Here is a 24,422-nt window from a genome sequence, read left to right on the forward strand (position 1 = left end):
CAACGGCCTGCGGCGCTCCCCGGTCGGGTGGCGCCCATGTGCGCAGACGCCCGGCCGATTTTTTGCGGATTTTTCGATGCATTCCGATCCCTTGCCCTCCAGCAGCCAGATCTGTTCGTCCGAGCCCGTTTTCGGCGGCCATGCGCCGCGTCGCAAGTCGCATGCAGTCGACGTGCGTTGGGGCGGCCAGCTCGTGACGATCGGCGGCGACGCGCCCGTGCGCGTGCAGTCGATGACCAACACCGACACCGCGGATCCCATCGGCACCGCGATCCAGATCAAGGAACTGGCGCAGGCCGGCTCCGAACTCGTGCGCATCACGGTCAACACGCCGGAAGCCGCAGCCGCCGTGCCGGCAGTCCGCGAGCAACTCGACCGGATGGGCGTGACGGTGCCGCTCGTCGGCGACTTCCACTACAACGGCCACCTGCTGCTGCGCGACTATCCGGCCTGCGCGGAAGCGCTGTCGAAGTACCGGATCAATCCGGGCAACGTCGGTCAGGGCGCGAAGCGCGACACGCAGTTCGCACAGATGATCGAAGCGGCGATCCGCTACGACAAGCCGGTGCGAATCGGTGTGAACTGGGGCAGTCTCGACCAGGATCTGCTCGCGCGGATGATGGACGAGAACGGCGCGCGCGCCGAGCCGTGGGGCGCGCAGAGCGTGATGTACGAAGCGCTGATCCAGTCGGCGATCGGCTCGGCGGAACGCGCGGTCGAACTCGGCCTCGGACGCAACAAGATCATCCTGTCGTGCAAAGTCAGCGGCGTGCAGGATCTGATCGCCGTCTATGGCGAGCTGGCGAAGCGTTGCGAATTCGCGCTGCACCTCGGGCTCACCGAAGCGGGGATGGGCTCAAAGGGTATCGTCGCATCGACGGCCGCGTTGTCAGTGCTGCTGCAGCAGGGCATCGGCGACACGATCCGGATTTCGCTGACGCCGGAACCGGGCGGTGCACGTACCGGCGAAGTGATCGTCGGCCAGGAAATCCTGCAGACGATGGGCCTGCGTTCGTTCACGCCGATGGTGATCGCGTGTCCGGGCTGCGGACGGACAACCAGCACGCTGTTCCAGGAACTCGCATCGCAGATCCAGACGTATCTGCGCACGTCGATGCCGGCGTGGCGCGATCAGTTCCCCGGCGTCGAGAAGATGCACGTCGCGGTGATGGGCTGCATCGTCAACGGTCCGGGCGAATCGAAGCACGCGAACATCGGCATCAGCCTGCCGGGCTCCGGCGAAAATCCGGCCGCGCCGGTGTACATCGACGGCGAGAAGGTGAAGACGCTGCGCGGCGAGCACATCGCAGAAGAATTCCAGCAAATCGTGAGCGATTACGTCGAGCGCACCTACGGTCGCGCAACGGCGCTCAACTAAATATTCGTCGATCGAAGACAGATGACTGAACAGAAAAAGAAGCTCGAGAAGCTGTCCGGCGTGAAGGGCATGAACGACATCCTTCCGCAGGAAGCAGGGCTGTGGGAGTTTTTCGAATCGACCGTGAAGTCGATGCTCCGTTCGTACGGATACCAGAACATCCGCACGCCGATCGTCGAGCACACGCAACTGTTCACGCGCGGTATCGGCGAAGTGACGGACATCGTCGAGAAAGAGATGTACAGCTTCACCGACGCGCTCAACGGCGAAAACCTCACGATGCGTCCCGAGGGAACGGCCGCCGCCGTGCGGGCGACGATCGAACACAACATGCTGTACGACGGTCCGAAGCGTCTGTGGTACATCGGTCCGATGTTCCGTCACGAGCGTCCGCAACGCGGGCGCTATCGCCAGTTCCACCAGGTCGGTGTCGAGGCGCTCGGCTTCGCGGGCCCGGACACCGATGCCGAAATCATCCTGATGTGCCAGCGCCTGTGGGACGACCTCGGGCTGTCGGGCATCAAGCTCGAGATCAATTCGCTCGGCCTCGCGCACGAACGCGCCGCGCATCGTGTCGAACTGATCGCGTACCTCGAAAAGCACCAGGACGCGCTCGACGAAGAGGCGAAGCGCCGTCTGTACACGAACCCGCTGCGCGTGCTGGACACGAAGAATCCGGATCTGCAGGAGATCGCGCAGAACGCGCCGAAGCTGATCGATTTTCTCGGCGACGAATCGCGCGCGCACTTCGACGGACTGCAACGTCTGCTGAAGTCGAACAACATTCCGTTCAAGATCAATCCGCGGCTCGTGCGCGGGCTCGACTACTACAATCTCACCGTGTTCGAGTGGGTGACCGACAAGCTCGGCGCGCAGGGGACGGTGGCGGCCGGTGGCCGTTACGATCCGCTGATCGAACAGCTGGGTGGCAAGCCGACGGCTGCATGCGGCTGGGCGATGGGCATCGAGCGCATTCTCGAACTGCTGAAAGAAGAGAACCTCGTGCCGGAGCAGGAAGGCTGCGACGTGTACGTCGTCCACCAGGGTGAAGCGGCACGCGAGCAGGCGTTCATCGTCGCCGAGCGGCTGCGCGATACCGGGCTCGACGTGATCCTGCATTGCAGCGTCGATGGCCAGCCCGCGAGCTTCAAGTCGCAGATGAAGCGCGCCGATGCAAGCGGCGCATCGTTCGCGGTGATCCTGGGCGATGACGAGATCGCGAACGGCACGGTAGGGGTCAAACCGCTGCGCGGTGCCGCTGAAAATAACGGTAAGAGCGAACAACAGAACGTCGCGGCCGAAGACTTGACCGAATTTCTAATCAATGCGATGGTTGCATCCGCCGATGACGGCGAGGACTGATCGCGGCGGTTTGACTGCGGCTCGGCACGGACAGATATAACGCAACGATGTTGCATGAGACAGTAGTGAGTGCTTGGCATGGGACCGGATCAACGCGCTAAAGCGCACACCCCGGCCGACAGCCGAAGCGCCCGCTGCGGTCGATATAAGGAAGGAATCGCCTCGCGATGAGTTACCACGACGAACAGGAATCACTCGAAAGTTTGAAGGCATGGTGGGCACAGTGGGGCAATTCGACCACGTGGATCGTGCTGGCCGTGCTCGTTGTTGCAGCCGGCTGGAACGGCTGGCACTTCTGGCAGCGCCGCCAGTCCACCGAAGCAGCCGTGCTGTACGACCAGGTGCAGCAGGCGGTCGCATCGAACGACAAGGCGAAGGTCACACGCGTCGCTTCCGATATGGAAGACAAGTTCGGCGGCACCCCGTACGCGCAGATGACCGCACTCGCCGCCGCGAAGTCGCTTTACGCGGCCGGCGACGAACCGGGTGCGAAGGCGCAGCTGCAATGGGCCGCCGACCACGCGAAGGACGATGAATTCAAGCAGATCGCGAAGCTGCGTCTCGCGTCGCTGCTGCTCGACGAAAAAGCGTACGACGCCGGACTCGCGCTGCTTGCGCAACCGCAGTCGGATGCGTTCAAGGGCGTCGTCGCCAACGGTCGCGGCGATCTGCTCGCGGCCCAGGGCAAACGCGACGACGCGCGCACCGCCTACAAGCTCGCACTCGACACGCTGCCGAAGGCCGATTCGTCGGCTCGCCAGCTGGTCCAGTTCAAGCTCGACGCACTGGGCGGCTAAGCGGCGCGTGTAGCGCCGCCCGTCCATCGATCAACCTCTCACCCAAGCTTCGCTCACGATGAATCTGCTGAAACGTTACGCTGTGCCCGTTGCCTGTGCGATGACCGCGCTCACCCTGGCGGCTTGCTCATCCACGAAAGACGAGCGTCGCGTGCCGACGCCGCTCACCGCGTTCAAACCCGTGCTCGAGGTTCAGCAGACGTGGAAGTCGAGTGTCGGGAAGGCAGGTCGCTATCTGTTCTCGCCGGTCGCCGTCGGCGACGCCGTGTATGCGGCGGGGACCAATGGCTCGGTCGCGAAGATCGATGCGAAGACCGGCAAGGACATCTGGCGCACGAAGGTCGGCAGCGATCTGTCGGCGGGCGTCGGCAGCGACGGCACGCTGACCGCGGTCGGTGCGCTGAAGGGCGGCGTCTATGTGCTCGGACCGGACGGCAAGGTGCTGTGGAAGGGCAGCGTGCAGGGTGAAATCATTTCGCCGCCGCTCGTGGGCAACGGCCTCGTGATCGTACGTACGATCGACGGCCAGATCGCGGCGTTCAACGCGCAGACCGGCGAGCAGAAGTGGATCTACCGGAACCGCGCAGTGCCGCTGAACCTGCGGGTGTCGTCGGGCATGACGTTCGCCGGCGATGCTGGCGTGCTGGCCGGTTTCCCGGGCGGTTCGTTCGCGGCGATCAACCTGCAGAGCGGCGACGCATTCTGGCAGACGCCGGTGTCGTATCCGAAGGGCGTGACTGAAGTCGAGCGGATCAACGACGTAACCGGCCCGCCGACGCTGGTCGGTGCGCAGGCCTGTGCTGTGACGTTCCAGGGGCAGCTCGGCTGCTTCGACGCGAACTCGGGGCGTCCGGTGTGGGAGAAGCCGTTCTCGAGCACGAGTGGTCTTGCACAGGACGATCGCGCGGTGGTCGGTGGTGACGACTGGTCGGTGGTGTCTGCGTTCGATGCGACCAACGGCAACCCGCTGTGGCATACCGACAAGCTCAAGAACCGCGATGTCGGCATTCCGTATCTGCTCGGCCGCGCGGTTGTCCTGGGCGACTTCGAGGGTTACGTACATTTCCTGTCGCGTGACGACGGCACGTTCATCGCGCGGATGAAGACGGACGGTAGCCCGATCACCGCTGCACCGGTGCTGGCCGGCGATACGCTGGTCGTGCAGACGCACGACGGCGATCTGTACGGATTCCGTCCGCGCTGATTGCCAACACGTTGACGGTATGAATGCAGGCCGGCTGTAGCGCCGGCCGCATGTTTTTCAGGGGCGCCGTGCCGGTTGCCCCTTAGCGGTCGATGTGCGCCGTGTCGCGTGGCCAGAGGTAGAAAGCCGGCGCGGTACGACAATCCGCTTTGTCTCGCACGTTATCTTGCACACTAAGGCGTGCTCGAGAGCGGCGATCGACCTGGGCGGAAGCTGTCGCCCGAACCTGCGTACAAACGTGTGCTCCGTGCTGATGGAACGCTGTGAAAAACAGGCACAAGCAGACGTCAGCAGACTTCCCGCCTGTCCGGCCGCGGCTGGATTCGTGATAATTTTCGTCAGATGCCGCCGCGAAGCGGCTGCCTGACGCCGTTCGCGGCGCCGCGATTTTCCGCGCGCCGCGTTTCACCGTGAACAACATCAGATGAAACCCGTCATTGCCCTCGTTGGGCGCCCCAATGTGGGGAAATCCACGCTGTTTAACCGCCTCACGCGTTCGCGCGACGCACTCGTCGCCGATTTGCCGGGGCTCACGCGCGATCGCCACTACGGCGAAGGGCGGGTCGGCGAGCGGCCGTATCTGGTGGTCGATACCGGCGGCTTCGAGCCGGTCGCGAAGGACGGCATCCTGCACGAGATGGCGCGGCAGACGCGTCAGGCGGTAGAAGAATCCGACATCGTCGTGTTCATCGTCGATGGCCGCAACGGACTCGCGCCGCAGGACAAGTCGATCGCCGACTATCTGCGCAAGACCGGCCGACCGATTTTCCTCGTCGTGAACAAGGCCGAGGGGATGAAGTACAGCATGGTCGCCGCCGACTTCTACGAACTCGGCCTGGGCGATCCGCGTGCGATCTCCGCCGCGCATGGCGATGGCGTGACCGAGATGATCGGCGATGCGCTCGAAGTCGCGTACGCGGGACATCCGGAAGAAAGCGAAGAGGACAAGGAAGCGCGCGGCGTGAAGATCGCGATCGTCGGGCGGCCGAACGTCGGCAAGTCGACGCTCGTGAACACGCTGATCGGCGAAGAGCGCGTGATCGCGTTCGACATGCCGGGCACGACGCGCGATTCGATCTACGTCGACTTCGAACGGCAGGGCAAGAAATACACGCTGATCGATACCGCGGGCCTGCGTCGTCGCGGCAAGGTGTTCGAAGCGATCGAAAAATTCTCGGTCGTGAAGACGCTGCAGTCGATCTCAGATGCGAACGTCGTGATCATGATGCTCGACGCGCGTCAGGACATCTCGGATCAGGATGCGCACATCGCGGGCTTCGTCGTCGAGCAGGGGCGTGCGCTCGTGGTCGGTGTGAACAAGTGGGACGGTCTCGATCCGCACGTGCGCGAGCGCACCAAAGTCGACATGGAACGCAAGCTGAAATTCCTCGACTTCGCTAAATTCCACTTTATTTCGGCTACGGAAAAGACCGGCATCGGCCCGTTGATGCGTTCCGTCGACGATGCGTACGCAGCAGCGATGGCGAAGCTGCCGACGCCGAAACTGACGCGCGCATTGATCGACGCGGTTGAATTCCAGCAGCCGCGCCGGCGCGGTCCGGTGCGCCCGAAACTGCGCTACGCGCACCAGGGCGGCCAGAATCCGCCGATCATCGTGGTCCACGGCAACGCGCTCGACGCGATTACCGAAACCTACAAGCGCTACCTTGAAAACCGCTTCCGGGAAACTTTCGCGCTGACCGGCACTCCATTGCGAATAGAGTTTCGTTCGTCGACGAACCCTTACGCGGACAAAGGCTGAGTTTCAGGCTGAAACCCGCGTGTGCATTGGGTTTGGCCGGATGGCCGGCGCAGTGCGCGAAAACGAAAATCGGCTATAGTGTAGCGATTGACGGCGGATCCCTTTTTCCTTCGCCGACAATTCAGTCAACCTGCAAAAAACACGGAGTTTGCTATGAGCAACAAAGGGCAATTGTTACAAGACCCGTTTTTGAACGCACTGCGTAAAGAGCATGTGCCGGTGTCGATCTACCTGGTCAACGGCATCAAGCTTCAAGGGAACATCGAATCGTTCGACCAGTACGTCGTGTTGCTCCGGAATACGGTGACCCAGATGGTGTACAAGCACGCTATTTCGACTGTCGTGCCCGCCCGTCCGGTGAACTTCCACCCCGATGCCGAATCAGCGGCCTAACCATTCGTCGCGGCCGGCCTGGCGTCGCTCACGGCGAGCCTTGCCGGCCGCCTCATCTTGACCACCACCAATTTGATTAACGCAGCGCTTGTCGGCATCGACTTCGGAAAGATCGATTTCGTTGCCAGTCTCGAAGAACTCAGCCTGCTCGCAAAAAGCGCGGGCGCCCATCCTGCCGTTACCCTCACCGGTCGCCGTTCCAGTCCCGATGCCGCGATGTTCGTCGGCAGCGGCAAGGCTGAAGAATTGCGGCTCGCGTGCGAGGCGAACGACATCGAACTCGTCATCTTCAATCACGCACTCGCGCCGGCGCAGCAGCGCAATCTGGAGCGCGCGCTTAACAGGCGTGTCGTCGATCGCACGAGTCTGATCCTTGACATCTTCGCGCAGCGCGCACGCAGCCACGAAGGCAAGCTGCAGGTCGAGCTCGCGCAGCTGCAGTATCTGGCGACGCGGCTGATCCGCGCGTGGACCCACCTTGAACGTCAGAAGGGTGGTATCGGTCTGCGCGGACCTGGCGAAACGCAGCTGGAAACCGACCGCCGGCTGATCGGCGAACGCATCAAGGCGCTGAAGACGCGGCTCGAAAAACTGCGTCGTCAGCACGGCACGCAGCGACGCGCGCGCGAACGCAATCGCACGATGTCGGTGTCGCTCGTCGGCTATACGAACGCGGGCAAGTCGACGCTGTTCAATGCGCTGACGAAAGCGCAGGCCTACGCGGCCGACCAGCTGTTCGCGACGCTCGATACAACGTCGCGTCGTGTGTACCTCGGCGGCGACGTGGGACAGGTGGTCGTATCCGACACGGTCGGCTTCATCCGCGAGCTGCCTCACCAGCTGGTCGCGGCGTTCCGCGCGACCCTCGAGGAAACGATTCACGCGGATCTGCTGCTGCATGTCGTCGATGCGTCGAGCGCGGTCCGGCTCGATCAGATCGACCAGGTCAACGACGTGCTGCACGAGATTGGCGCGGACGCGATCCGGCAGGTGCTGGTGTTCAACAAGATCGACGCGGTGCCTGAGCTGGCGGCCCGTGGCGACGCGGTTGAAAGGGATGAGTATGGTAATATTTCGCGCGTCTTTTTGAGTGCGCGCACAGGGCAAGGGCTGGACACATTGCGCGCGGCCATCGCTGAAATCGCTGCTGCCGAACATCTTGCCGGCGGGGCGCCTCAACTGCCGGACGAGCCATCATCTGCCGCGGCTCCGCACGAGCATCGCAAGATCCCGGAACACGGGCGTTGACCCGTTCCAATTGCATTGACCGGCTGTCTATTCGGGTGAACGAACTCAGGTGAACGATTACAACGAGCGGAGTATCTGGCTGCGTGTGCGCGGCATGTTGTCGCTGAACGACCCGCGTTGGGGACGAGGCGACGGCAATGGCGACCGGCAGCGTCCGAATGAACCGCGTCGTCCGCAAAACGGCAAGGACGGCGAAGGCCCCCCCGATCTCGACGAGATGTGGCGCGACTTCAACCGGCGTCTGTCGAAGCTGTTCGGCCGCGGATCGGGTGGCGGGAATGGCGGCGAGCGTCGTCCGGATAACGGACGCGGCGCGCGCATCGGTGTCGGCATTGTCGTCGGCGTGCTGATCGCGATCTATCTCGGCAGCGGCGTGTTCGTCGTGCAGGATGGCGAGGCCGGTGTCGTGTCGCAGTTCGGCGAGTATCGCTATACCGCCGGGCAGGGCGTGCACTGGCGCATGCCGTATCCGTTCGAAACTCACGAGATGGTCAACGTCGGGCAGATCCACTCTGTGGAGATCGGCCGCAACAACGTCGTGCGTCTCGCGAACGTGAAAGACGCGTCGATGCTCACGCACGATGCCGACATCGTCGACGTGCGCTTCTCGGTGCAGTACCAGGTTCGCAAGCCGACCGACTACCTGTTCCGCAGCGTCGATCCCGAGCAGAGTGTGACCCAGGCCGGGCAGGCTGCGATACGCAGCATCGTCGGCGCGCGCAGCACCGACGACATCCTCTATCAGGATCGCGAAGCAATCCGCCAGCAACTGAGCGATGCGATCCAGCAATCGCTCGACGAATATCACACGGGCCTCGCGGTCACCGGCGTGACGATCCAGGGCGTGCAGGCACCAGAGCAGGTGCAGGCCGCCTTCGACGACGCAGCGAAAGCGCATCAGGATAGCGAACGTGCGAAGCGCGACGCGCAGGCCTATGCAAGCGATCTGCTGCCGCATGCGCAAGCCCAGGCCGCACAGATGATCGACGAAGCGAAGACCTACAGCGACCGCGTGGTAGCCGAGGCACAAGGCGACGCCGCGCGCTTCAAGCAGGTCTACGCGCAGTATTCCAAGGCGCCCGCAGTGATTCGCGAACGCATGTACCTGGACACGATGCAGCACATCTATTCGAATACGACGAAGGTGTTCGTCGACAGCAAGTCGGGCAACAACGTGCTGTATCTGCCGCTCGATAAACTCGTCGAGCAGACGCGTCAACGTGCAGCAGAAGCGGCTGCTGCAAGCGGTGCCGCAGGTGCGGGTGCTGCAGCTGCTACGGGAGCCACCGGTGCCTCGGGCAATGCGTCCGCATCGAACGCGGACGCTGCGGCGATGGCAGCGACCGGCAGCGCAGGCGCCGCATCGGGCGCTGCTGCCGCGACGTCGGCGGCTCCGGCCAGCCAGGCCGTGGCCGCGAGCGATCCTCTTCGTTCGCGTGAAGGTTTTCGCAGCCGCGGCCGCGAAGACGACACGCCGCAGCAGCAATAAGGAGCGCACCATGAATCGAATCATTGCGCTCGTCGTCGGCATCGTAGTGGTGCTGTTCATTGCGTCGTCGACGGTGTTCGTCGTCGATCAGCGTCACATGGGTGTGCTGTCGTCGCGCGGTGCGGGCGAGGGCACGCTGGTCGGCCCCGGCCTGCATGTGAAGCTGCCGGCGCCGCTGCAGACACTGCGTCTCGTCGACACGCGGATCCAGACGTTCGACGCACCGGACGAAGACCGCTATTCCAGCGCCGACAAGTCCGATCTGCTCGTGAATCCGGTCATCAAGTATCGCGTGAGCGATCCGCTGAAGCTCGTCGCCGAAACGAAGGGCGACATACAAAGTCTGCCCGACCGGCTCGCGCTGCTGTCGCGCACGTCGCTCGGCGATGCGTTCGCGAAGTATTCGGTCGCCGACGCGCTCGCGAAGCAGCAGGCGATCGCGACCGAAGCGCGCGACGGCATGCAGAAGGCCGCGGCGTCGCTCGGCGTCGACGTGCTCGCCGTGCAGATCACGCGGATCGATTTTCCTGCGGCGATGGCCGACTCGGTCTACAAGCGGATGATCGCGGGCCGCGAACAGGCGGCTGCGCGCGAACGCGCGGAAGGCAAGTCGGAAGCGGACCAGATCAAGGCCGATGCGGACAGCAAGCAGCAGGCGCTGATCGCCGACGCGTACCGTCAGGCGCAGACGATCAAGGGAGAGGGCGATGGCAACGCGGCATCGATTGCCGCCGACGCGTTCGGTCGCGACCCGCAGTTCTACGAGTTCTACCAGAGCATGCAGGCCTACCGGAACAGCTTCAAGCCGAACGACGTGATCGTCGTCGACCCGAGCAGCGAATTCTTCCGCTTCATGCGCAGTCCGTCCGGCGGCCCATCGCCGGATGCCGCTGCGACGTCACGCAAACACTGATTACCGGAGCGCCGCGGCACACGCATCGCGGCGTCGTCACCCGAATGGACATAGCCGGCTCGTTACTGCTCGCGATCGCACTGATGCTGATCATCGAGGGAATGTTCCCTTTCGTTTTTCCGAGCGCGTGGCGCGACACGTTTCGTAGAATAGCGGAGCGGCCGCCGCATCACATCCGGATCGGCGGCCTGATCGTGATGTCGCTGGGACTCGTGCTGCTGCTGATCGCCACCTGACAAGCCGCAAAGGGCGCGACGCACCGGATGTCCCGCATACGGGCGTCAGTGCGTGTGTATTCCGCTCTCACCGGCCGGTCACCGCCTCAGGCACGCATACCATTTTCTGCCGGCGCTTTCGCGTCGCGCTTACCGTCGTAGGACTGCATCGATGTCGACCTGGTTACTTCCCGAGAATATTGCCGACGTGCTGCCGTCGGAGGCCCGCAAGATCGAAGAACTGCGGCGCAGGCTGCTGGATCGCTTCCGCGCGTACGGCTACGAGATGGTGATGCCGCCGCTGCTCGAATACATCGAGTCGCTGCTGATCGGTGGCGGCAGCGATCTGAACCTGCGCACGTTCAAGCTCGTCGATCAGCTGTCCGGCCGCACGCTCGGACTGCGCGCGGACATGACGACGCAGGTCGCACGCATCGACGCGCATCTGCTGAACCGTCAGGGCGTGACGCGCCTGTGCTACGCGGGCAACGTGCTGCACACGCGACCGCGCGGCCTCCACGCGACGCGCGAGCAGATCCAGATCGGCGCAGAAATCTACGGTCACGCAGGGCTCGAAGCCGATCTCGAAATCCAGCAGCTGATGCTCGACGCACTGCGTCTCGCGGGTCTCGCGAAGGTGCGGCTCGACCTGTGTCATGCAGGCGTGCTGGCCGCGCTGCTCGACGGCGAACCGGCCGCATCCGAACTCGGCGAAACGCTGTTCGACGCGCTGGCGGCGAAGGACGTGCCACGGCTCGTCGAACTCACGGAGCATCTGCAACCGGTGACGCGCGATGCACTGCGCGCACTGCCGACGTTGTACGGCGACGCATCGGTGCTCGACGAGGCGCGCGCCCGTCTGCCGAACGCACCGGAAATCGCGCGTGCACTCGACGATCTCGCGTTCCTTGCGAAGCAGGTCGACGGCGCCGAAGTGATGATCGATCTCGCCGATCTGCGCGGCTACGCGTATCACAGCGGCGTGATGTTCTCCGCGTATGTCGACGGCGTGCCGAACGCGGTCGCGCGCGGCGGCCGTTACGACCACGTCGGTCAGGCGTATGGCCGGGCCCGTGCGGCGACCGGCTTCTCGCTCGATCTGCGGGAAGTGGCGCGCATTTCGCCGGTCGAGGCACGCAGCAGCGCGATCCTCGCACCGTGGCAGCATGACGACGCATTGCGCGCGAGTGTCGCGGCACTGCGCGACGCCGGCGAGGTCGTAATCCACGCGCTGCCGGGCCATGACCACGACCTCGACGAATTCGCATGCGACCGTGTACTGGTCGAGCGCAACGGTGCGTGGGTCGTCGAAAAGCGGCCCTGAACAAAGCGCGAACAACGCACGAACAAAGCCCAACGCGGCACCGGTTTTTGCAGACCTTTGAGCGGAAACGCAAAAATTCGGAGCCTGCCGCGAACATGGGTAGAATACGTTTTTAACCAGCTTACGAAACAACATGTCTGCCAGCGCAGTGAATGTGAACGCCGGGCGCAACGTCGTCGTGGTGGGGACCCAGTGGGGTGATGAGGGCAAGGGCAAGATCGTCGACTGGCTGACGGACCACGCACACGGCGTCGTTCGCTTCCAGGGCGGTCACAACGCCGGCCATACGCTCATCATCGGCGGCAAGAAGACGATCCTCCGTCTGATCCCGTCGGGCATCATGCACCCGGGCGTCGCGTGCTACATCGGCAATGGCGTCGTGTTGTCGCCGGAAGCGCTGTTCAAGGAAATCGGCGAGCTCGAATCCGCCGGCATCGACGTCCAGAAACGTCTGTTCATTTCCGAAGCCACCACACTGATCCTCCCGTATCACGTCGCGATCGACCAGGCGCGCGAAGCCCATCGCGGCGCGAGCAAGATCGGCACGACGGGTCGCGGCATCGGCCCCGCGTATGAAGACAAGGTTGCACGCCGCGGCATGCGCGTGCAGGACCTGTTCGACCCGACGAGTTTCGCCGCGCGTCTGCGCGAAAACCTCGATTATCACAACTTCGTGCTGACCCAGTACCTGGGCGCGGCACCCGTCGATTTCCAGCAGACGCTCGACACGATGCTGAGCTACGCGGACCGTCTGAAGCCGATGGTCACCGACGTCTCGCGCCGTCTGTACGACGAGAACGCAGCCGGCCGCAACCTGCTGTTCGAAGGCGCGCAGGGCACGCTGCTCGACATCGATCACGGCACCTATCCGTTCGTCACGTCGAGCAACTGCGTCGCGGGCGCGGCAACGGCCGGCGCCGGTGTCGGTCCGCAGAAGCTGCACTACATCCTCGGCATCACGAAGGCGTATTGCACGCGCGTCGGTTCGGGCCCGTTCCCGAGCGAGCTGTACGACGCGGACAACGCCGATCGTCAGGACCAGGTGGGTGTGACGCTCGCGAACGTCGGCAAGGAATTCGGTTCGGTCACGGGTCGTCCGCGCCGCACCGGCTGGCTCGATGCCGCCGCGCTGCGCCGCTCGATCCAGATCAACGGCGTGTCGGGCCTGTGCATGACGAAGCTCGACGTGCTCGACGGCCTCGAAGAAGTGAAGCTGTGCGTCGGCTACACGATCGACGGCAAGGCGGTCGATCTGCTGCCGCGCGGTGCGCTCGAAGTCGCGCGTTGCGAACCGGTGTACGAAACGTTCGGCGGCTGGAAGGAAAGCACGGTCGGCATCAAGTCGTGGGACGTGCTGCCCGCGAATGCGCGTGCGTACCTCGAACGCGTGCAGGAAGTTTCCGGCGTGCCGGTCGACATGGTATCGACCGGTCCGGACCGCGACGAAACGATCCTGCTGCGCCATCCGTTCAAGGTCTGACCATGACGCAGGGTGTGCCCATGATCGCAATGAAGGACCCGCGTAACGACGACAAGAACCTGTGGGTCGGCTGGGATGAGTATCACCGGCTGATCGAATTGCTCGCGCTCGCGGTGCATGATTCCGGCTGGAAGTTCGACAAGATCCTGTGCCTCGCGCGCGGCGGTCTGCGCGTCGGCGACCAGCTGTCGCGCATCTACGATCTGCCGCTGGCCATTCTCGCTACGAGTTCGTATCGCGAGGCCGCCGGCACCGAGCAGGGCGAACTCGACATCGCGCAGTACATCACGATGACGCGCGGCGAACTGTCGGGCAACGTGCTGCTGGTCGACGATCTGGTCGATTCCGGCGTAACGCTCGCGCGGGTTCAGCAGCATCTGAAAGAGCGTTATCCGGCGATCACGTCGGTGCGCTCCGCGGTGCTCTGGTACAAGGGCTGCTCGAAGGTCAAGCCGGATTTTCACGTGCAGTACCTGCCGACCAACCCGTGGATCCACCAGCCGTTCGAGGAATGGGACACGGTTCGGCCGCACAATCTCGGCGCATGGATCAAGCGCGGCACCGCGCAGGATTCCGCATCGAAGGCATAAGCGATGCGGCACGCCGGGTAGTCCGGGGTTGTCGTTATCGCGTTGCTACAGGGAGCCCTCGCGGCTCCTTTTTTGTGGGTGACAGGGTTTTGCTACCGCGTCACACGAACGGCCGCAAGCGCGCCGCAGAATGGGCGCAACAGTCCGCCAATAGTCCCAGTCGCACGCAGACTTGCCGTGGACGCGATGCTACACTTCGCGGACCGTCGGCGTCGTGGATCCACAACGACTGGACGGCGGGTTCTGGCCCGCAGTTAGAATAGCGCTCGTTTTACTCCGCTCCGGAACGGATTCTTTGCGTTTATGACAGATACCCATCACATGCGGAAGCAACCGCTGCCTTCCCTTGCGATCGCTGCAATCGGAGTGGTCTTCGGCGACATCGGCACGAGCCCGCTGTATTCGCTGAAAGAAGCTTTCAGCCCATCGCACGGCATTCCCCTCACCGAAGCGTCGATCCTGGGTGTCATCTCGCTGCTGTTCTGGGCGATCATCATCGTCGTCAGTGTCAAGTACGTGCTGTTCGTGATGCGCGCCGACAACAACGGCGAGGGCGGCGTGCTTGCGTTGATGGCGTTGTCGCTACGTTCGTTCAACCAGAAGAGCCGCGGGGCTGGATTGCTGATGATGCTCGGCATCTTCGGCGCCTGCATGTTCTACGGCGACGCGGTGATTACGCCGGCGATCTCGGTGATGTCCGCGGTCGAAGGGCTCCAGATCGCGGCGCCGAAACTTTCGCATCTGGTGCTGCCGCTCACGATGGTGATCCTGGTCATCCTGTTCTGGATCCAGCGGCACGGCACGGCGATGGTCGGCCGGCTGTTCGGACCGATCATGGTCGTGTGGTTCGTGACGATCGCCGTGCTCGGTATCTCGCATATCGTCCAGGCGCCGGTCGTCATCAAGGCACTGAACCCGTACTACGCTTTCACTTTCATGTCGGCACACGTGCTGCAGGCTTACGTCGTGCTCGGTTCCGTCGTGCTGGTGCTGACCGGCGCCGAGGCGCTGTACGCCGACATGGGCCACTTCGGTGCGAAGCCGATTCGCGTCGCGTGGTATGCGCTGGTCGGGCCTTCGCTGGTGCTCAACTACTTCGGCCAGGGCGCGCTGCTGATACACAGCCCGAAGGCAATCGAAAATCCGTTCTTCCTGCTCGCACCCGACTGGGCGCTGCTGCCGCTTGTCGTGCTGTCGACGGTCGCGACGGTGATCGCATCGCAGGCGGTGATTTCGGGCGCGTATTCGCTGACGAGCCAGGCGATCCAGCTCGGCTACGTGCCGCGGATGAAGATCCTGCACACGTCGGAACTCGCGATCGGCCAGATCTATGTGCCGGTCGTGAACTGGATGCTGCTGCTGATCATCCTGTGCATCGTGGTCGCGTTCAAGAGCTCGGATAATCTCGCAGCCGCATACGGCATCGCGGTTACTGCGACGATGGTGATCACGACCGTGCTCGCGTGCGTCGTGATGGTCAAGGTGTGGAACTGGAACAAGATCCTCGTCGCGCTGATCATCGCGGTGTTCATGATCGTCGACTTGGGGTTCTTCGGCGCGAATCTGCTGAAAGTCGAGGAGGGCGGCTGGTTGCCGCTCGGCATCGGCGCTTTGCTGTTCTTCCTGCTGATGACCTGGTTCAAGGGCAGGATGATCGTGAAGGACCGCACCGCCGCCGACGGTATTCCGTTGATGCCGTTCCTGCAGGGGCTGCTCGCGCATCCGCCGCATCGCGTGTCCGGTACGGCAATCTATCTGACGGGCAGCGACTCGCTCGTGCCGGTGAGCCTGCTGCACAACCTGAAGCACAACAAGGTGCTGCACGAGCGCACGATCTTCCTGACCTTCGTCACGCGCGACATTCCGTATGTCGACGATGCCGAACGCGTCACGGTCAAGGTGATCGACGGTGGACTCTATCTCGTGAAGGCGGTGTACGGCTTCAACGAGACGCCCGATGTGAAGGCCGTGCTGCTCGAGGTCGGTCGCACGCACGACATGACGTTCGAACTGATGGACACGTCGTTCTTCCTCGCGCGCGAAACGGTCGTGCCGACGCAGTTGCCGGGGATGTCGGTGTGGCGCGAGCGCGTGTTCGCGTGGATGCATCAGAATGCCGCGAAGCCGACGGACTTCTTTAGTATTCCGGCGAACCGGGTTGTCGAGTTGGGGACGAAGATCGAGATCTGAGCGTAGACAACGCGCGATATGCGCGAATGAAAAAAAGCCCACGCATGCGTGGGCTTTTTTGTGCCGATTGGCGAACGCGTACTGCGTTATCCCCGTTGCGCGTCGCACGCTGATTCGTGCGACGCGCAACGCGGTGTTCGTCTACCGCTGCTTGAGCTTCGCGAACGCAGCCGCCATCGCACCGCCAGCTTCCGGCTCGCGCGACCGCTGCTGCTGCTGCGGACGTCCACCGCCTGAGCCGCCCGAACGATTCGCCCCGCGATCCTGCGCATTGCCGCCCCGCGACGCCGAACCGCCGGCGAAGTCATCGTCGAGACGCATCGTCAGCGCAATCCGCTGACGCTTCACGTCCACCTCAAGCACCTTCACCTTGACGATCTGACCTGCCTTCACGACTTCGTGCGGATCCTTGATGAAGCGCGTCGACATCGCAGACACGTGGACGAGACCGTCCTGATGCACACCGATATCGATGAATGCGCCGAACGCCGCAACGTTCGTCACGACGCCTTCGAGCACCATCCCCGGCGCGAGGTCGGACACCTTCTCGACGCCTTCGCGGAACGTCGCGGTCTTGAATTCCGGACGCGGATCGCGGCCCGGTTTCTCGAGTTCGACGAGGATGTCGCGCACGGTCGGCAGACCGAAGCGCTCGTCGACGAATTCGGCGGGCGACAGTCCCGACAGCGCTTCGCGATTGCCGAGCACGTCGCCGACATGCTTGCTGATCTTCGCGAGAATCCGTTCGACCACCGGATACGCTTCCGGATGCACCGACGACCGGTCGAGCGGATTGTCGCCGCCGTTGATGCGCAGAAAGCCAGCGGCCTGCTCGAACGTTTTATCGCCGAGACGCGGCACCTTGCGCAGATGTTCGCGCGACGGGAACGGGCCGTTCGCATCGCGGAAGTCGACGATATTGCGCGCGAGCGTCGCGTTCAGCCCCGACACGCGCGCGAGCAGCGCAACCGACGCCGTGTTCGCGTCGACACCGACCGCGTTCACGCAATCCTCGACGACCGCATCGAGCGAACGCGCGAGTTCGCGCTGATTCACGTCATGCTGATACTGGCCGACGCCGATCGCCTTCGGCTCGATCTTCACGAGTTCCGCGAGCGGGTCCTGCAGACGTCGCGCGATCGATACCGCGCCGCGCAGCGACACGTCCATGTCGGGGAATTCCTTCGCCGCGAGTTCGGACGCCGAGTACACCGATGCACCTGCTTCCGACACGACGATCTTTTGCAGCTTGAATTCAGGATGCTTCGCGATCAGTTCGCTCGCGAGCTTGTCGGTTTCACGCGACGCCGTGCCGTTGCCTATGCTGATCAGTTCGGCCTGCGTCTGCGCGCAAATACGCGCGAGCTTGGCGATCGAACCATCCCAGTCGCGGCGCGGCTCGTGCGGATAGATCACGTCGGTGGCGAGCACCTTGCCAGTCCGGTCAACCACGGCCACCTTCACGCCGGTACGCATGCCAGGATCGAGACCGATCACAGCCTTCGGGCCGGCCGGCGCGGCAAGCAGCAGGTCCTTCAGATTGCGCGCGAACACGCGGATTGCTTCGTGCTCGGCTTCTTCGCGCAGATTCGTCAGCAGTTCGTTTTCGATGTGCGGCTGCACCTTCACGCGCCAGCACCAGCGGCACACATCGGAGAGCCATTTGTCGGCGGGGCGATTCTGGTTCGCGATGCCCACGTGGCGCGCGATCATCGCTTCGCCGGGATGCGGCACCTGCGCGTCGAGTTCTTCGCCGAGGCCGAGCTTGATCATCAGCACGCCGGCATTGCGGCCGCGGAACAGCGCGAGCGCGCGATGCGACGGCACGGTCTTGATGGTTTCGGAATAATCGTAGTAATCGCGGAATTTTTCTTCTTCCGCACTTTCCTTGCCCTCGACCACTTTCGACGACAGCACGCCCTGGTTGAACAGGTAATCGCGCAGCTTGCCGAGCAGGTCGGCGGTTTCGCCGAACTGTTCGGAGAGGATGTCGCGTGCGCCGTCGAGCGCGGCCTTCACGTCGGCGACGCCTTTCTCCGCGTCGACGTAGGTGGCGGCCTCGGTGGCAGGATCGCGCTGCGGATCGGCGAGCAGCAGCTGTGCAAGCGGTTCGAGCCCGGCCTCGCGCGCGATCTGCGCACGCGTGCGGCGCTTCGGCTTGTACGGCAGATAGAGATCTTCGAGCACCTGTTTGCTGTCGGCGCCTTCGATCGCGGCGCGCAGCTCGTCGGTCAGCTTGCCCTGCTCGTCGATGCTCGCGACGATCGTCGCGCGCCGGTCTTCGAGTTCGCGCAGATACAGCAGACGCTCTTCGAGGTTACGCAACTGCGTGTCGTCGAGATTGCCGGTTACTTCCTTCCGGTAGCGGGCAATGAACGGAACAGTCGATCCTTCGTCGAGAAGTTGCACCGCGGCGGCAACCTGGCGCGGCTGGACGGCCAGTTCGGTGGCGATGCGCTGTACGATCTTGAGTGCTACGGTTTCCGTCATAAAGTCTTGAGGTTCCTGCCGGCCGCGACCGGGTTGGTGAAGCGGGGCATTTTGCCATAAATGCCAGGACGCTCAAGCGCACGGTGATAGAATTTCGGGCATGTCCCGCTGCCCATCCCCGACGTTGCCGAACTCCCGCTTTTCTCTTTTATCGCGTGCTGCTGCCGCGCCTCGCGCCCTGTTTGCCGTACGGGCGGTAGCCTGTTTCGTCGCGGGGTTGTTTGTTGTTGCGGCTCCGGCGTTCGCGCAATCGGATACCGCGGCTTCCGCAGTGCCGGCTACGGCTTCGTCGCCGATGGCGGCATCCATGCCATCGCCCGGCGACGACGCGGACGCTACGAACGCTTTTGACGCGCGCCAGAAGGATCTGGATCGCAGGGGCGCGGAGAACAGCTACCGTTATGGCGTGGCGGAGCACGACTGCTACAGCAGGTTCTTCGTGAATCACTGCCTCGGCAAGGCGCGCGAAGATATGCGCAAGGAGCAGGCGGATATCCGCAAGGAACAGCTCGCGCTCGACGACGAGCAGCGTGTCGCGCGGGCGCTGAAGCGCGATCAGCAGGCCGCGCTCAACCGTGCGCAGAACGAAGTCGATGCGCCGCAGCGCGCCGCGAACGACGCGCGCAATGCGCAGGCGTACGATGACAAGCAGCGCCAGCATGTGCTCGATCAGGCGCAGCGCACGGCCGAAGCGCCGCAGCGCGCGGCGAACGAGCAGGCGTATCAGGACAAGCAGCGCCAGCATGCGCTCGATCAGGCGCAACGCGGTATCGGTGCGTCGCAGGCAGCGGCGAACCAGCAGGCCTACGATAGCAAGCAGGCGGGTTTCCAGCAGAAGCTCGAGCAGGCGCGGCAGCAGGGCGCGCAGAAGGCGCAGGAGCGGGTCGAGAACACGCAGCGCTTCCAGCAGAAGCAGGAAAACGCCGCGCAGCACAAGGCGGACGTCGAGGCGCGCCAGAAGCAAGCCGCCGAGAAAGCCCGCGAGAAACAGCAGCAGCAATTGCAGGAACAGCAACAACAGCAGCAGCTTCAGCAGCAACGGCAGCAGCAGGGCCAGTAACGCGTTTCAAGCCGGACAGCAACCGCAGGCGAAGCGGCTGAATCCATTGCCCCTCCGCCGCTTCGGGAAGAGGAGGCGAGAGCATGCGCGATCATCACGCCATCAACGCGGATACGCTTCGCGACCGCATTCTGCAGCTGGAGTCGGAGCACAGTGGGCTCGACCGGCTGATCGACAGGATGTCGGAAGAGCACGGCATCGACGACCTGGAGCTGCAGCGGCTGAAAAAGCGCAAGCTCAAGGTCAAGGACACAATCATCTTGCTGCAGTTGCAGCTCGAACCGGACGGACGCGCCTGATAGGGCCACCTGGCAGGCGCCGGGCGTGCCCCGCGCACACCGGATTTTGCAGGAACCGCTTGCCTTGAATTCATCGTCTGTTTCTTCTTCGCGTCCTTCGACGGACGCCGGCGCGGTGTCGCGCGATGCACGCGATGCACGCGTGACGCCCGCGCTTAACCCGCGCCGTGTCGCGGAGCTCGATGGCATCTTCGCTGCCGACGGTCTGCTCGCACGGCAGATCGATGGCTATCGCTCGCGTGCTTCGCAGATCGAGATGGCGCGCGCGGTTGCGGCCGCGATGGAAGCGTCGGGCCGCGCGATGCCCGAGCCCGCGATGTTCGAAGCGCAGAAGCGCCCCGCACGCAAGCTTCAGGGCGCCGCCACGGATGCGGCCCCCGTCGACGAACCCGGCGCGCTCGACGGCAGCGAGAACACGCTGATCGTCGAAGCGGGCACCGGCACCGGCAAGACCTACGCGTATCTCGTTCCGGCGATGCTGTGGGGCGGCAAGGTCATCGTCTCGACGGGTACCAAGCATCTGCAGGATCAGCTGTTTCAACGCGATATTCCGACGGTGCGCGATGCGCTCGCGGTGCCGGTGACGGTCGCGATGCTGAAGGGCCGCGCGAACTATCTGTGCCACTACTACCTGCAACGTACCGCCGACAACGGCCGCCTGCCGTCGCGGCAGGAAACGTCGTATCTGCAGGACATCGTCCGGTTCGCGAAGATCACGCGCACCGGCGACAAGGCCGAGCTCGCGAGCGTGCCGGAAACGGCGGCGGTGTGGTCGATGGTCACGTCGACGCGCGACAACTGCATCGGCCAGGAGTGTCCGCACTACAAGGAATGCTTCGTGATGCAGGCGCGTCGCGAAGCGCAGCAGGCCGATATCGTCGTCGTCAATCATCACCTGTTTTTCGCGGACATCATGCTGCGCGACACCGGTATGGCCGAACTGCTGCCGACCGCGAATACGATCATCTTCGACGAAGCGCATCAATTGCCTGAAACCGCGACGCTGTTTTTCGGCGAGACGCTGTCGACGGCGCAACTGCTCGAGCTTGCGCGCGATGCGGTCGCGGAAGGGCTCGGACATGCGCGCGATGCGGTGGAGTGGGTGAAGCTCGGCAGCGCGCTGGAGCGCGCGGCGCGCGACGTGCGCCTCGCGTTCCGTGAGGACGTCGTGCGGATGTCGGTCGCGCAACTGGCGGTCGATCATCCGCTGTTCGCCGCGCTCGACGTGCTCGATACGGAGCTCGATGCGCTCGCGTCGGCGCTTGCCGGGCAGGCGGAGCGCGCCGAGTCGATCGGTGCGTGTCTGCGCCGTGCGCGCGAACTGCAGAAGCTGCTCGCCGGCTGGACGACGTCGCCCGCTGCGGATGCCGCTGCACCTGCTCCGGCAGTGGTCGATCGCATCACGCGCACGCGCGAGGACGGCACCGAAGTCGTCGAGGCAGACGCTGCAGGCAAGGGCGATGACACCGACGAAAAGGTCCGCTGGATCGAAGTCTTTTCGCATACCGTGCAACTGCACGAGACGCCGCTTTCCGTCGCGCCGATTTTCGCACGGCAGCGTGCGGGTGTGCCGCGTGCATGGGTGTTCACGTCGGCGACGCTGTCGGTGCGCGGCGACTTCACGCACTATGCCGCGCAGATGGGTTTGAACGCGCGCCGCTCGATGACGCTGCCCAGTCCATTCGACTACGAGACCCAAGGCCTGCTGTACGTGCCGCGCAATCTGCCGCAGCCGTCGTCGCCGGCTTTCACGGACGCCGTGTTCGACGCCGCGCTACCCGCGATCGAAGCGGCAGGCGGCGGCGTCTTCATGCTGTGCACGACGTTGCGCGCAGTCGACCGTATCGCGAACAAGCTGCGCGAAGTGATCGAAACGCGTGGCTGGAACATGCCGCTGCTGGTGCAGGGCGATGCGAGCCGCACCGAACTGCTCGAACGGTTTCGTGCGTACGGGAATGCGATTCTGGTCGGCAGTCAGAGCTTCTGGGAAGGCGTGGACGTGCGCGGCGATGCGCTGTCGCTCGTCGTGATCGACAAGCTGCCGTTTGCGCCGCCGGATGACCCCGTGTTGTCGGCGCGTCTCGACGCGCTGACGAAGAAGGGTTTGAGCCCGTTCGCGGTCCATCAGCTACCGCAGGCGGTCATCACATTGAAGCAGGGTGCGGGCCGTCTGATTCGCGCGGAGACGGATCGCGGCGTGCTGATGATCTGCGATACGCGGCTTGTCGAGAAACCGTATGGGCGACGAATCTGGCAGAGTCTGCCGCCGTTCAAACGGACACGCGAGATCGGGGTGGTGCAGGAGTTTTTTTCGGATAGGGCCGGGCTGTCCTGAGCGATACGATTCGGCCTCAAAGACTCAAAGAAAAGCGGGCCCACAATGACAAAACGCCACGGAGAGTATCCGTGGCGTTTTGTTTTCCGTTCGGGAACCGTGTGGTTCCCGATGCGGCTTCGCCCGAAGGCGAGTACAGCTTACTGGCTTGCGCCCGATGCCGGAGCAGCGGCCGAAGCAGCAGCAGCTGCGTCCGAAGCGGCACCCGTAGCCGAAGCAGCAGCGTCGCTTGCAGCAGCAGCAGCGCCCGATGCGGCCGTAGCTGCGTCCGAAGCGGCAGCAGCCGGTGCCGAAGCAGCCGCTGCGTCGCTAGCCGGTGCAGCAGCCTGATCGCTGCTCTTGTTGCATGCGGCCAGTGCCACAGCTGCCAACAGGGATGCTACGAGGAGGGATTTCTTCATGATCACGTCCTTTTATGGTTAAAGGTAAGCAACAGCGCAAAATATTACCGGTAATGTGCTCCAACATCGACCTCGGCCGCTGGTGGAGATGCACTTCTGCATGAGCGTGAATCTTCCCTACGGCTTGGGCGGAAATTATATGCACTTTCGTATCGACCGTCGACAAATCCGGGGTCAATACGTTGTCTTTCTCATACAAATTTTCTTCGTACGGTATGGCACGCAGGCAGCTTCACGCAAGCTCGCCCACTTGCACCCAGCCCGCACAATACCACTCGTGCAGCAGTGCTGTCACCGATGAATCGTGTGAGAGTGTTACAAAGCGTTTCGCACTCAAAGACCGTTTATTCGCGAATTCAGGGAGCCATTTTCGCGCGTTTGCCAATGGATTTTCTTCGCCATTCACGAAATATGCGCGATGGTCGTATAGCAGCAGGGTGCGCCGGTCGAGCCGGATTCCCGACTTCGCCGCAAGCGCAGCAAAACGGGCCTCGGTCAAGGGGCGTTCGGGCGGGTCGAAGAACACCGAGGGCTTTGGTTCGCTCAGGTAGGCGCCGAGAAAAGAAACGATATCCCGCTCATTCCAGCGGACCTTCGCGAGCATCTCGCCGACTTTCGCGACGAGCGCTTGCGGCAATTCGGCCGGAGATTCGACAGCAGGCTGGCCGGGGTCGCGATACAACGCCGTGGAGCCCGCAGCGTCACCGCCGGACTCGGCGAGGTGATAGAGGAACTGCGACGTCAGCTCGCCAGTGGACGGCGCGCGAAAGCCGATCGAGCACGTCATGCATTCGCCCTCAGCGACGCCGTCGTGTGCGATATGCGGCGGCAGATACAGCATGTCGCCCGGTTCGAGCAGCCACTCTTCGTCGGGTTCGAAATGGCGCAGCACTTTCAGCGGCACACCTTCCTCGAGCGACAGGTCGCGTTGCGCACCGATGCGCCACCGGCGCTTGCCATGCACCTGCAGCAGGAACACATCGTAAGAGTCGAAGTGCGGACCCACGCCGCCGCCGTCGGTTGCGAAGGAGATCATCAGATCGTCGAGGCGTGCGTCGGGAACGAAACGGAAGCGGTCGAGCAATGCTCGCGCGCGATCGTCGTGCAGATCGACACCCTGCACGAGCAGTGTCCATGCCCGCTGACGAAGGGTCGGCAGATCGTCGGGTGCGAAGGGCCCGTGTGCGAGTTGCCAGCGATTGCGCGCGCGCGTGATGAGGCGTGCTTCGACGTCGTCGTTGCCGGCGAGATCGAACAGTTCGTCGCGCGACAGCGGCGCCGCAACCTGCGGAATGGCCTGACGGATCAGCAGCGGTTTTTTCTGCCAGTACCGGCGCATGAATTGCGACGGAGTGAGATTGCCGAGTAGTGGCGTGGGTTGATCCGCGGACGGAAGCGGAGTCGAACCGGCACGCGAACGCTCAGGTGAAACCGGGGCTGAAGCCGTGCCGGCCAGGTGGTCAAGGGGCCGCTTGGGCATCGTATAATGTGA

General features: G+C 63.7%; 20 protein-coding genes. 17 read left to right on the forward strand and 3 right to left on the reverse strand.

The features are described 5' to 3' along the window. The first annotated feature begins 76 nt into the window (after nt 1-76). The 14 genes from ispG to E1748_RS17235 all read left to right on the forward strand — a co-directional run bounded on the left by ispG (nt 77) and on the right by E1748_RS17235 (nt 16,345). On the forward strand, nt 77-1,378 hold the full coding sequence (gene ispG, locus E1748_RS17170; RefSeq protein WP_133648376.1) for a flavodoxin-dependent (E)-4-hydroxy-3-methylbut-2-enyl-diphosphate synthase: 1,302 nt from the start codon (nt 77-79) through the stop codon (nt 1,376-1,378). Between the two features lie 21 nt (nt 1,379-1,399). Further along, complete coding sequence (gene hisS, locus E1748_RS17175) at nt 1,400-2,740, forward strand: histidine--tRNA ligase (protein ID WP_133648377.1); 1,341 nt, start codon at nt 1,400-1,402, stop codon at nt 2,738-2,740. Nucleotides 2,741-2,907: 167 nt separating this feature from the next. Then, nucleotides 2,908-3,537, forward strand: coding sequence for a YfgM family protein (locus tag E1748_RS17180; protein WP_133648378.1), 630 nt, complete (start codon nt 2,908-2,910; stop codon nt 3,535-3,537). Between the two features lie 58 nt (nt 3,538-3,595). After that, nucleotides 3,596-4,741, forward strand: coding sequence for an outer membrane protein assembly factor BamB (gene bamB, locus E1748_RS17185; RefSeq protein WP_133648379.1), 1,146 nt, complete (start codon nt 3,596-3,598; stop codon nt 4,739-4,741). A gap of 424 nt (nt 4,742-5,165) precedes the next feature. Further along, nucleotides 5,166-6,503, forward strand: a complete 1,338-nt coding sequence (gene der, locus E1748_RS17190; RefSeq protein WP_133648380.1) for a ribosome biogenesis GTPase Der — start codon at nt 5,166-5,168, stop codon at nt 6,501-6,503. 153 nt (nt 6,504-6,656) lie between these two features. Next, on the forward strand, nt 6,657-6,896 hold the full coding sequence (hfq, locus tag E1748_RS17195) for an RNA chaperone Hfq (protein WP_133648381.1): 240 nt from the start codon (nt 6,657-6,659) through the stop codon (nt 6,894-6,896). Between the two features lie 72 nt (nt 6,897-6,968). Further along, nucleotides 6,969-8,144 carry a GTPase HflX gene (gene hflX, locus E1748_RS17200; protein ID WP_166653616.1) on the forward strand — a complete coding sequence of 392 codons (1,176 nt, stop codon included), beginning with the start codon at nt 6,969-6,971 and terminating at the stop codon, nt 8,142-8,144. Between the two features lie 49 nt (nt 8,145-8,193). Further along, nucleotides 8,194-9,633 (forward strand): FtsH protease activity modulator HflK, encoded by a 1,440-nt coding sequence (gene hflK / locus E1748_RS17205; RefSeq protein WP_133648383.1) that lies wholly within the window; start codon nt 8,194-8,196, stop codon nt 9,631-9,633. A 10-nt stretch (nt 9,634-9,643) separates the two neighbouring features. Then, nucleotides 9,644-10,546, forward strand: coding sequence for a protease modulator HflC (gene hflC / locus E1748_RS17210; protein WP_133648384.1), 903 nt, complete (start codon nt 9,644-9,646; stop codon nt 10,544-10,546). A gap of 44 nt (nt 10,547-10,590) precedes the next feature. Beyond that, nucleotides 10,591-10,782, forward strand: a complete 192-nt coding sequence (locus E1748_RS17215) for a DUF2065 domain-containing protein (protein ID WP_133648385.1) — start codon at nt 10,591-10,593, stop codon at nt 10,780-10,782. 151 nt (nt 10,783-10,933) lie between these two features. Further along, nucleotides 10,934-12,085, forward strand: coding sequence for an ATP phosphoribosyltransferase regulatory subunit (locus E1748_RS17220; RefSeq protein WP_133648386.1), 1,152 nt, complete (start codon nt 10,934-10,936; stop codon nt 12,083-12,085). Between the two features lie 133 nt (nt 12,086-12,218). Then, nucleotides 12,219-13,565, forward strand: coding sequence for an adenylosuccinate synthase (locus E1748_RS17225; protein WP_133648387.1), 1,347 nt, complete (start codon nt 12,219-12,221; stop codon nt 13,563-13,565). 2 nt (nt 13,566-13,567) lie between these two features. Beyond that, nucleotides 13,568-14,155 (forward strand): phosphoribosyltransferase, encoded by a 588-nt coding sequence (locus tag E1748_RS17230; RefSeq protein ID WP_205965252.1) that lies wholly within the window; start codon nt 13,568-13,570, stop codon nt 14,153-14,155. A 303-nt stretch (nt 14,156-14,458) separates the two neighbouring features. After that, nucleotides 14,459-16,345 (forward strand): potassium transporter Kup, encoded by a 1,887-nt coding sequence (locus E1748_RS17235; protein ID WP_133648389.1) that lies wholly within the window; start codon nt 14,459-14,461, stop codon nt 16,343-16,345. 141 nt (nt 16,346-16,486) lie between these two features. Here E1748_RS17235 and E1748_RS17240 read toward each other — a convergent pair whose 3' ends face one another. After that, on the reverse strand, nt 16,487-18,835 hold the full coding sequence (locus E1748_RS17240; RefSeq protein WP_133648390.1) for a Tex family protein: 2,349 nt from the start codon (nt 18,833-18,835) through the stop codon (nt 16,487-16,489). A 100-nt stretch (nt 18,836-18,935) separates the two neighbouring features. On the opposite strand from E1748_RS17240, the gene E1748_RS17245 reads away from it, so the two are divergent. The 3 genes from E1748_RS17245 to E1748_RS17255 all read left to right on the forward strand — a co-directional run bounded on the left by E1748_RS17245 (nt 18,936) and on the right by E1748_RS17255 (nt 22,529). Beyond that, the gene (locus E1748_RS17245) at nt 18,936-19,895 is read left to right on the forward strand and encodes a hypothetical protein (RefSeq protein WP_133648391.1); all 960 of its coding nucleotides are present in this window, start codon (nt 18,936-18,938) and stop codon (nt 19,893-19,895) included. An 83-nt stretch (nt 19,896-19,978) separates the two neighbouring features. Next, on the forward strand, nt 19,979-20,194 hold the full coding sequence (locus E1748_RS17250; protein ID WP_133648392.1) for a DUF465 domain-containing protein: 216 nt from the start codon (nt 19,979-19,981) through the stop codon (nt 20,192-20,194). A gap of 115 nt (nt 20,195-20,309) precedes the next feature. Continuing rightward, entirely contained in the window at nt 20,310-22,529 is a 2,220-nt protein-coding gene (locus tag E1748_RS17255; RefSeq protein ID WP_420819340.1) for a DNA repair helicase YoaA, read from the forward strand. 140 nt (nt 22,530-22,669) lie between these two features. Here E1748_RS17255 and E1748_RS17260 read toward each other — a convergent pair whose 3' ends face one another. Both E1748_RS17260 and E1748_RS17270 read right to left on the reverse strand, forming a co-directional pair. Next, a complete protein-coding gene (locus tag E1748_RS17260) occupies nt 22,670-22,930 on the reverse strand; it encodes a hypothetical protein (protein WP_166653581.1) in 261 nt (86 codons plus the stop codon). Nucleotides 22,931-23,162: 232 nt separating this feature from the next. Beyond that, nucleotides 23,163-24,410: a cupin domain-containing protein gene (locus E1748_RS17270; protein ID WP_133648395.1), complete on the reverse strand. Its 1,248-nt coding sequence runs from the start codon at nt 24,408-24,410 to the stop codon at nt 23,163-23,165. Nucleotides 24,411-24,422: the final 12 nt, after the last annotated feature.

The sequence above is a fragment of the Paraburkholderia flava genome, assembly GCF_004359985.1.
In the GTDB taxonomy this organism is placed as follows: domain Bacteria; phylum Pseudomonadota; class Gammaproteobacteria; order Burkholderiales; family Burkholderiaceae; genus Paraburkholderia; species Paraburkholderia flava.